This window comes from Amycolatopsis sp. NPDC088138, assembly GCF_044741685.1.
Classification (GTDB): Bacteria; Actinomycetota; Actinomycetes; order Mycobacteriales; family Pseudonocardiaceae; genus Amycolatopsis.
The window spans coordinates 861,642-870,466 of record NZ_JBIUTB010000003.1; the positions used below are offsets into that span (position 1 = coordinate 861,642).

Annotated in this window: 10 protein-coding genes and 1 pseudogene; 3 read left to right on the top strand and 8 right to left on the bottom strand. The window is 69.7% G+C overall.

The window, feature by feature from the left end; all coding sequences use genetic code 11:
• Window positions 1-36 precede the first annotated feature (36 nt).
• The 7 genes from ACIOD2_RS19220 to ACIOD2_RS19250 all read right to left on the bottom strand — a co-directional run bounded on the left by ACIOD2_RS19220 (window position 37) and on the right by ACIOD2_RS19250 (window position 5,976).
• On the bottom strand, window positions 37-1,041 hold the full coding sequence (locus tag ACIOD2_RS19220) for an alpha-ketoacid dehydrogenase subunit beta (protein WP_400539581.1): 1,005 nt from the start codon (window positions 1,039-1,041) through the stop codon (window positions 37-39).
• An 11-nt stretch (window positions 1,042-1,052) separates the two neighbouring features.
• On the bottom strand, window positions 1,053-1,949 hold the full coding sequence (locus ACIOD2_RS19225) for a thiamine pyrophosphate-dependent dehydrogenase E1 component subunit alpha (protein WP_400539584.1): 897 nt from the start codon (window positions 1,947-1,949) through the stop codon (window positions 1,053-1,055).
• Window positions 1,946-2,980 carry an ATP-NAD kinase family protein gene (locus tag ACIOD2_RS19230; protein ID WP_400539587.1) on the bottom strand — a complete coding sequence of 345 codons (1,035 nt, stop codon included), beginning with the start codon at window positions 2,978-2,980 and terminating at the stop codon, window positions 1,946-1,948. The genes ACIOD2_RS19225 and ACIOD2_RS19230 overlap by 4 nt, the downstream gene beginning before the upstream one ends.
• A gap of 250 nt (window positions 2,981-3,230) precedes the next feature.
• Window positions 3,231-3,455 (bottom strand): heavy-metal-associated domain-containing protein, encoded by a 225-nt coding sequence (locus ACIOD2_RS19235; RefSeq protein ID WP_400539590.1) that lies wholly within the window; start codon window positions 3,453-3,455, stop codon window positions 3,231-3,233.
• Between the two features lie 64 nt (window positions 3,456-3,519).
• Window positions 3,520-3,723: a cold-shock protein gene (locus ACIOD2_RS19240; RefSeq protein ID WP_013222289.1), complete on the bottom strand. Its 204-nt coding sequence runs from the start codon at window positions 3,721-3,723 to the stop codon at window positions 3,520-3,522.
• Between the two features lie 208 nt (window positions 3,724-3,931).
• Window positions 3,932-4,102: a hypothetical protein gene (locus ACIOD2_RS19245; RefSeq protein ID WP_323329147.1), complete on the bottom strand. Its 171-nt coding sequence runs from the start codon at window positions 4,100-4,102 to the stop codon at window positions 3,932-3,934.
• Window positions 4,103-4,317: 215 nt separating this feature from the next.
• Window positions 4,318-5,976, bottom strand: coding sequence for a thiamine pyrophosphate-dependent enzyme (locus ACIOD2_RS19250; RefSeq protein WP_400540409.1), 1,659 nt, complete (start codon window positions 5,974-5,976; stop codon window positions 4,318-4,320).
• 134 nt (window positions 5,977-6,110) lie between these two features.
• On the opposite strand from ACIOD2_RS19250, the gene ACIOD2_RS19255 reads away from it, so the two are divergent.
• Window positions 6,111-7,391: a hydroxyacid-oxoacid transhydrogenase gene (locus ACIOD2_RS19255; protein WP_400539593.1), complete on the top strand. Its 1,281-nt coding sequence runs from the start codon at window positions 6,111-6,113 to the stop codon at window positions 7,389-7,391.
• Entirely contained in the window at window positions 7,385-7,798 is a 414-nt protein-coding gene (locus tag ACIOD2_RS19260) for an acyl-CoA thioesterase (RefSeq protein ID WP_392758052.1), read from the top strand. The genes ACIOD2_RS19255 and ACIOD2_RS19260 overlap by 7 nt, the downstream gene beginning before the upstream one ends.
• 111 nt (window positions 7,799-7,909) lie before the next feature.
• Here ACIOD2_RS19260 and ACIOD2_RS19265 read toward each other — a convergent pair whose 3' ends face one another.
• Window positions 7,910-8,314, bottom strand: a complete 405-nt coding sequence (locus ACIOD2_RS19265) for a hypothetical protein (protein WP_400539596.1) — start codon at window positions 8,312-8,314, stop codon at window positions 7,910-7,912.
• Between the two features lie 22 nt (window positions 8,315-8,336).
• On the opposite strand from ACIOD2_RS19265, the pseudogene ACIOD2_RS19270 reads away from it, so the two are divergent.
• A pseudogene (locus ACIOD2_RS19270) lies at window positions 8,337-8,825 on the top strand (hypothetical protein); the annotation flags it as partial.

Here is an 8,825-nt window from a genome sequence, read left to right on the forward strand (position 1 = left end):
TCTCGCCAAGTTGTCCGGAAGCGGTCGACGACCGGATCATCTTTTGTAGTCCACGACCGCCTTCGCGGCGTTGAGAACCTTCTGCGCGTCGGGGATGTAGAGGTCTTCGAGCGCGTCGGAGAACGGCACGGGGGTGTGCGGCGGCGTCACCATCTCGATCGGCGCCCGCAGCGAGCCGAACGCCTCCTTCGCGACGAGCGCGGAGATGTCCGTCGCCAGGTTGCAGCGCGGCGAGGCCTCGTCGACGACGACCAGGCGCCCGGTGTTCGCGACGCTCTCCAGGATCGTGTGCGTGTCGAGCGGGCTGGTGGTGCGCGGATCGATGATCTCGGCCTCGATGCCGGTCGCGGCCAGCTCACTCGCGGCCTGCTGGGCCATCGCGACCATCCGGCCGATCGCGACGATCGTGACGTCGTCCCCGTCGCGGACGACGTTCGCCTGGCCGAACGGGATCGTGTAGCTGTCCTCCGGCACCTCGCCGCTGGTGTCGTAGAGCGCCTTGTGCTCGCAGAAGACCACCGGGTCGTCGTCCCGGATCGACTGGATGAGCAGGCCTTTCGCCTCGTACGGGCTCGACGGCACGACGACCTTCAGCCCGGGGATGTGCGTGAAGATCGGGTACAGGCACTGCGAATGCTGCGCCGCGGCGCGCAGCCCGGCGCCGTACATCGTGCGGATCACCACCGGCGTGCGCACGTTGCCGCCGAACATGTACCGGAACTTCGCCGCCTGGTTGAAGATCTGGTCGAAGCCGACGCCCATGAAGTCGATGAACATCAGCTCGGCGACCGGCCGCTGGCCCCGCGTCGCGGCCCCGATCGCCGCGCCGACGAACGCCGACTCGGAGATCGGCGTGGTCAGCACCCGGCCGGGGAACCGGTCGACAAGACCCCGGGTGGCCCCCAGGATGCCGCCCCGGGTGTCGTCGTCGTTCACGCCGCCCGCGTTGTCCTCGCCCATCACGATCACGGACTCGTCCCGGACCATCTCCTGCGTGAGCGCCTCGGTGATCGCCTCGCGGTAGCTGATCGTGCGGGCCATGGCGCGCTCCCTCAGTACGAGATGTAGACGTCGGTTTCCAGGTCTTCCCAGGTGGGTTTCGGCGCGGCTTTCGCCGCGGTGACGGCGTCTTCGATGAGCTTCGCGATTTCGGCGTCGAGGTCGTCGAGGACCTCTTCGGACAGCTCTTCGCTCTCGGTGACCCGGGCACGGAACCGCTCGAGGCAGTCGAGGTTCCGGCGGCGGGTGAACTTGACCTCGATGAGCGTCGGGCCGCCGCCTTCGCGGGCCCGGCCGATCGCCTCACCGGCGGCTTCGTGCACGGCGAAGAAGTCGAACCCGTCCACGATCACGCCGGGCATGCCGAAGCCGGCGGCCCGGTCGGCGATGTTGTCCGACGCGACGGACCAGTCGCTCGACGTCGCCTCGGCGTACCCGTTGTTCTCCGCGACGAAGATCGCCGGCAGGTTCCAGAGCGACGCGAGGTTCAGCGCCTCGAGCGTCGTCCCCTGGTTGCTGGCACCGTCACCGAAGAACGCCACACCGACACCGCCGGTGTCCTGCTGCTTCGCGGCCAGGGCCGTGCCGCAGATCAGCGGCGGGCCGCCGCCGACGATGCCGTTGGCGCCGAGCATGCCCTTCGAGAGGTCGGCGATGTGCATCGAGCCGCCCTTGCCGTGGCAGGAGCCGGTCCGGCGGCCGTAGATCTCGGCCATCATGCCCTTGACGTCGACGCCCTTGGCGATGCAGTGGCCGTGCCCGCGGTGGGTGCCGGCGATCGTGTCGCGGTGGTCGAGGTGGGCGCAGACACCGGCGGCCGAGGCCTCCTCACCCGCGTAGAGGTGCACGAACCCGGGGATCTCGCCGGTCGCGAACTCTTCGTGCACCCGCTCTTCGAAGGCCCGGATGGTCCGCATCGTGCGATACGCCTCCCGCAGGGTGTCCGTCATCGACGACGCTCCTTCCCTAGATCGGTTTCCGTACGCAACAAGCCCTTCCGCGCCGCCTCCGCCATGGCCGCCCGGACGTCCACGCACCACGGGCCGTCCGGCTTGAGCTCGACGAACGCGCTCTCGCCGAGCTTCAGTTCGAGTTCGCGCTCGCCGTCGAGCGCGATCACGCCGCCCGCGGCGGCGAGCTCGACCCGCACGCCCGGCTGGAGCACACCCCAGGCCCGCACCCCGACCGGGCGCACCAGGCCGGGCGCGATCGGCGCCTGCACGACGTACGGCGTCTCGCCGACCGGCCCGAGCTGCAACGCGACGCCGTCCGGGCTCGACCGCGGGCTCGGGCAGAGCTGGCCGGCGATGCTGGAGAGGCCGATGCCGTCGGGTTCGGCGAAGGTGCAGTACAGCTCGGTGAGCGACGCCGGATCCCACAGCGCCCGCGCGCCGATGTGCCTGCTCAGGGACACGCAGACGTCCACGAGCGCGATCTCGCGGCGCGCCTTGGTGACGACTTCGAGCATGCTGACCCGGTGCGTGACGAGGTCGGGATCGATCTGGCCGGTGGTGATCAGCCCGGCGGCCAGCCCGGCGACGGTCGCCTCCCGCATCTGCGGAAACGCGTTGTTGGTCCCGGTGGAAAGAGCGAGCAGGGGGACGTCGTCGCAGGCCGCCGCGGCGACCCGCGCGGTCCCGTCACCCCCGAGCACGACGATGACGCCGGCGCCGGCTTCGACCATCCGGCGTACGGCGTTGGTGGTGTCCTTCGCGGTGCCGCTGAGCGGGTCTTCGCCGAGGAAGTCGACGGTCGGCCAGGTGCCTCCACGCCCCAGCGCCCGCAGCACGGCGGCGGAGATGCCACCGAGATCGGTGGACACGAGGGCGCGATCGACCCCGGTCACGGCGAAGGCGGCCAGCAACCGCTGGACCATGTTCGCCTTCTCCGCGGTGGGGAACACGGAAGCCTGCGCGACCAGCCGGCGGATGTCCCGCCCCGACGCCGGATTCGCGACGATTCCCGCCACCGTTTCGCCCAACCTGACCTCCCGGTTCCGCTTCGGGTACCAGGAGACTCCTCCAGGCGTGGTGCAGGGAAGGGTTGCAGGCCGTTGCAAGTGCGGTGCTGGGTGTAGCGGGGCGCGGCGAAGATCACAAAGGAGGTGCCGAGGCCCGGGCGTGGCTGCCGCACCGCCGTTCGGCGCAATGACCGACGTCAACCGATCGGCTCAGCGACGCATCGTCACCCCGGGACTGAGCAGTGTGGACAGTCCAACCGGGAGCGGGCGCTTACGGCACCAGGCTGGCCGTGCCGACGTAGGTGAAACCCGCCTCTTCCACCGCGCCGCGAACGGCGTCTTCCGCCAACGCGAAGTCGGCGCGCACCACGACCCGGCCGGCCGGGACGTCGACGTCCACTTCGGTCACTCCGGGCAGGGCGGTGATTTCCTCGGTGACCGACTGCGCGCAGTGCCCGCAGCTCATCCCGGAGACGGTGTACCCGTGCTCGATCATGGTGTGGAGCATACGAAAAGGGCCGCCACCCCGAACGGGTGACGGCCCTTTTCCAAGATCAAAGTCAGATCACGGTGACCGACGTGGCCTGCGGACCCTTCTGGCCCTGGCCGATCTCGAACTCGACGCGAGCGTTCTCTTCCAGGCTCTTGAAGCCGTTACCCTGGATCTCGCTGTAGTGAACGAAGACGTCGCCGCCACCGTTGTCGGGGGTGATGAAGCCGAACCCCTTCTCGGAGTTGAACCACTTCACAGTGCCCTGAGTCATCAAAAATCTCCATGTGTAACACCAAAAAAACAGGAAGCCACTTCGGCGCCCCGGGTCAGCACGGGGACGGTTTGCTTCCTCGGCGAGGAGACACTACGCCCGCGGGATTCTGCGAGCGTGACTCAACACGAACACAAAAATCGAGACCATCTGAAGTAAAGCACAGTTGACCTGCGCCGACAAGCCGTCTTCACCCGGGAGAGGTGAGCTATTCGCCACTCGCCGGGCGCAGCCCCTCGGCCGAGAACGGCGAACGCCAGGCAGTCTCGTGCTCGGCGACGACGACGGCGTCGTCGTGCGCCTCCGCGCTGGCGCTGAACAGCACCGGTACGACGCCGGACTTCCGAGCTGCTTCTGAAGCGTGCTGGTGATCGGCCACGTCGAAACTCCCCTCGTTCCCTGCCCGCTGCGATGCGGGTCATGACCGCGATGGTGCCATGCGGCACCGACAGAAACCCGGTTCTTTCCCGCCGGGACCCGGCCGGGAAGGTTCAGCGGCGAACCACCACCGGAACACGGCCAGATTACCTGACTCAAGGCCGTGCTACCACTGAACATTCCCGGCGTTTCCCGGATCGAAACAGAGCAAAACCGTTACTGGGCGGGAGGTTGCGGGCGCGCCTGGCCCAGCAGGGCCGACAACCGCACGTCCGGCGTCACCACATCGGGGTCCGTGCGCACGTCGATGACGCACGGACGCTGCCGCACCAGCGCGCTGGCGATGATCGGCTCGAGTTCCTCACGATCGTCCACCGTGTACCCCGCGGCCCCCAGTCCACGCGCCCACGAGGCGAAGTCGGTCAACGGGATGGACACCCCGGAGAGCCTGCCGTGCGTGCGGGCCTGGTGCATGGCGAGGGCGCCGTGCAGGCCGTTCTGGAACACCACCACCATCACCGGCGCCCGGTACCGGACGGCCGTCTCGATCTCCTGGCCGGTCATCAGGGTCCCGGCGTCCCCCACCATGGCTACCACGGTCCGCCGCGGTTCGGCCAGTTTCGCCGCGACCGCGGCCGGCACGGCGTAGCCCATGGCGGCGTTGCTCGGGCCGAGCTGGCTGCGCGGCGCCGTGAAACACCAGTAGCGGTGCATGAACTGGGCGAAGTTGCCGGCGTCGCTGGTGACGATGGTGTCCTCGGGCGCCAGCTTGCGCAACGCCCGGACGACGTCCACTGGGTGGACACGCGTGTTCCCGCTGGTGTCGGGCGGGGTCATGAAGGTGTGCACCGCGGCGTTCGCCGCCGACGCCCGCCGCGTCCGGGGCGAGGCCACCGCCCGCAGCTCCCGCAGGAACGGCTCGACCTCGGAGTCCACCCGGAACGTCAGCCCCCGCCGCCGCGGGCTGACCTCGATGCCCAGCCCCACCATGACCAGCGTCTGCTGGGCCGTCGGGTAGCGGTAGTTCTGCGTCGTCACCTCGTCGAGCTGGGTGCCGAGCGCGAGCACGAGGTCAGCACGTTCCAGGGCGTCGAGCTGCCGGGCCGGGATGCCGAGCCCGAGGTGACCGGCGTAGCGCGCGTGGTTCTCCGGGAAGGCGTCTTGGCGCCGGAAGGCGTTGTAGACGGGCAGCGCGAGCTCGTCGGCGACCAGGATCAGCTCGTCACGGGCCGCCCGGGCCCGCCCGCCGACGACGACCACCGGGTACTTGGCCTCGTCCACCAGCTGCGCCACGGCGTCCGCCGAACGGCCCAGCGTCCCGGACGCCGGCGGCCGCACCCGCGCCATCGGCTTCGCCGCGTCGTAGGGCATGCCCCAGATGTCGCAGGGCACACCGAGCACGACCGGCCCCGGACGCCCTTCCTGCGACGTCGTCAGCGCGTGCGCCAGCAGGCTCGGCAGGCTGTCCGGGTCCGTCACCCGCAACGTCGACTTGGCGATCGACTCGAACATCGCCGTCAGGTCCGACGTCGGCAGGTCACCGGCGGCCCACGTCGTCGGCTCGGCGGCCGGCGTCTCCAGGAGGACCACCATCGGCGTCTCGTCCTGGTACGCGGTCTGGACGCCGATCGCCAGGCTCGCCGCACTCGGCCCGCGGCTGGCGAGCAGGACGGCGGGGCGCTCGGTGAGCTTGCCCTCCGCCTCGGCCATGAACGCCGCGCCCGCGTCGTGCCGGGCCGAGACCAGCGTGATCTCGCGCTCGCGCTGAAGCGCGTCGAGCAGTTCCAGGAAGGACTCACCGACCACCGCGTACACACGGCGGACGCGCGCCTCGGTCAGGATCCGTACGGCCGTCTGGGCGACGGTCGCTCCCAGTTGGTATCTAATGAGGAGAGCTTATGCGGGCACCGTTCAGTGCAGTCAAGTGATCTTGGCCGAAACCCGGTAAGGATGGACTGAATGTCCGCTTTGCCCGACTGGATCCGATCAAGGGAGCGAGGACCGAAGTCTTGGCCGCCACCGAACATGAAACCGTTTTTACTTACGGCGCACCGGCGTTGAAGTACGGCACCGGTGCCAGCGACGAAATCGGCTACGACCTGACGCAGTTCGGTGCGCACCGGGTGCTCGTCGTGACGGACCCGCAGGTCGCCGCGACCGGGTGGCCGAGCCGCATCGCCGACGGCATCAGGGGTTACGGCATCGAGACCGAGATCTTCGACGGCGTACACGTCGAACCGACCGATGTCAGCATGCAGAAGGCGGTTGACTTCGCCCGTGGAACCGGTCCGTACGACGCCTTCGTGGCCGTCGGCGGCGGCTCCTCGATCGACACCGCGAAGGCCGCGAACCTGCTGACCAGCAACGACGGCGACCTCATGGACTACGTCAACGCCCCGGTCGGCGGCGGCCGTGCACCGGACCGCCCGCTGAAGCCGCTCGTCGCCGTGCCCACGACCACCGGCACCGGTTCGGAGAGCACCACCGTCTGCGTGCTGGACGTGCTGTCCCTGCGCGTCAAGAGCGGGATCAGCCACCTGCGGCTGCGCCCCACCCTCGCCGTCGTCGACCCGCGGCTCACCGTCAGTCAGCCCGCCGGCGTCACGGCCGCGAGTGGCATGGACATCCTGTGCCACGCCGCGGAGAGCTACACCGCCAAGCCGTACACCGAGTTCGACCGTAAGCGCCCGGAGCAGCGCGTGCCGTACTGCGGCGCGAACCCGCTGGCCGACATGTTCGCCGAGCAGTCGCTGCGGCTGCTGTCGTGGGCCCTGCCCGCCGCGGTCGCCGACGGCTCGGACCTCAAGGCGCGCGAAGCCATGGCACTGGCCGCGACGTTCGCGGGCCTCGGGTTCGGCAACGCCGGCGTGCACATCCCGCACGCGAACGCGTACCCGATCGCCGGGCAGGTCAGGGATTTCCACCCGGACGGCTACCCGGGTGAGGAACCCATGGTGCCGCACGGGATGGCGGTGTCCTTGACAGCGCCCGCCGCGTTCCGCTTCACCTTCGACGCGGCGCCGGACCGCCACCTGCGGGTCGCCCGCCTGCTGGCGCCCGACTTCGAGTGGCCCGGCGACTTCGCCGATCACCTGCCCGCGGTGCTGATCGACCTGATGCGGCGGATCGGCATCCCGGACGGCATCGGTGCCGTCGGCTACACGGAGTCCGATGTGGACTCGCTCGTCGAGGGAACCCTGAAGCAACAGCGGTTGCTGGCCACCGCACCTCGCGAGGCCTCCGAAGAGGACCTCGCCGGCGTACTGCGCGAGTCGGTGTCCCTGTGGTGAACGGCTACCCGCACTGGCAGACGGTTCCGTTGCGCTGGAAGGACAACGACGTCTACGGGCACGTCAACAACGTGGTGCACTACTCGCTGATGGACACGGTGATCAACACGTGGCTGATCGAGCAGGGCGGCCTCGACGTAGAGGCCGGGGCGGTGATCGGGCTGTGCGTGGAGTCGCACTGCGGGTATCACTCATCGGTTTCCTTTCCTGGAGCGTTGCGGGTGGGCCTGCGGGTGGCGCACCTGGGGAAGTCGAGCGTGCGCTACGAGATAGGGATGTACGCCGCCGACGAGTCGCTGGTCGCGGAGGGCCACTTCGTGCACGTGTTCGTGGACCGCGAGTCCCGCCGGCCGGTTCCGGTGTCCGGCAAGCTGCGCGAAGCGCTGGAAGCACTACAGCCTGGCTGATGTGCCCCGCCGGCGGCGCTGTTTCTTGGGTACGTCCGATCATGCACGACACCACCGACAAGAACCGGCGATCGGCGCGAGTTATCCACAAGTGGTGACAAGAAGGGCGAGTTATCCACAGATTCGCGGCGAGGGGTTCCGCGGCGGTTCGGCGGCGGTAACGTGGACGGTATTGAACATGTCCACAGTGGACAGGCGGTCAGCCGGCCCGCGCGGTACGCGGAACCGGCGAAGGCCGCCGCGGCGGTTGACCATCGGCAGCTGTCCCGGCAGATCCTGCAGCGGCTGTCGTGCCACCGCCGGCAAGGTCACCAGAGGCAGATGCCAGGGCGCCACTGGCAAGGTCTCCCGTGACAGGCGATTCGACGTCACCAGCTGAACAACCGGCGGCGGTGGCAGTCGCGCCACTACTGGCGGCAGCAACTGTCCCGGCGGCGGTGGCAGTCGCGGAAGGACCGGCAGCAGTTGCGGGTCCACCTGCGAGGTCGCCTGCGGCGGCACCGTCGGCAGGGCCACCCGCCGTAGGTGCCGTGCTGCCATGGGCCGAAAGACCGGCAGCAGTGGTAGTCGCGGCACCACCGGCGCCAACTGCAGCGGTAATCGGGGCACCACTGGTGACTCCAGCTGTGGCGCCGCCGATGGAGCCGCGCGCGGCCCCATCGGCGGAACGACCGGCGGCAGTGGCACCACTGGCGAGGCCGGCTGCGGCGGCATCCGCGGCACCACGGGCAGAACGACCAGCGGCAGTGGCACCACTGGCGAGGCCGGCTGCGGCGGCATCCGCGGCACCACGGGCCGAACGACCAGCGGCAGTGGCACCACTGGCGAGGCCGGCTGCGGCGGCATCCGCGGCACCACGGGCCGAACGACCAGCGGCAGTGGCACCACCGGTGAAGCCGGCTGCGGCGGCATCCGCGGCACCACGGGCCGAACGACCAGCGGCAGTGGCACCACCGGTGAAGCCGGCTGCGGCGGCATCCGCGGCACCACGGGCCGAACGACCAGCGGCAGTGGCACCACCGGTGAC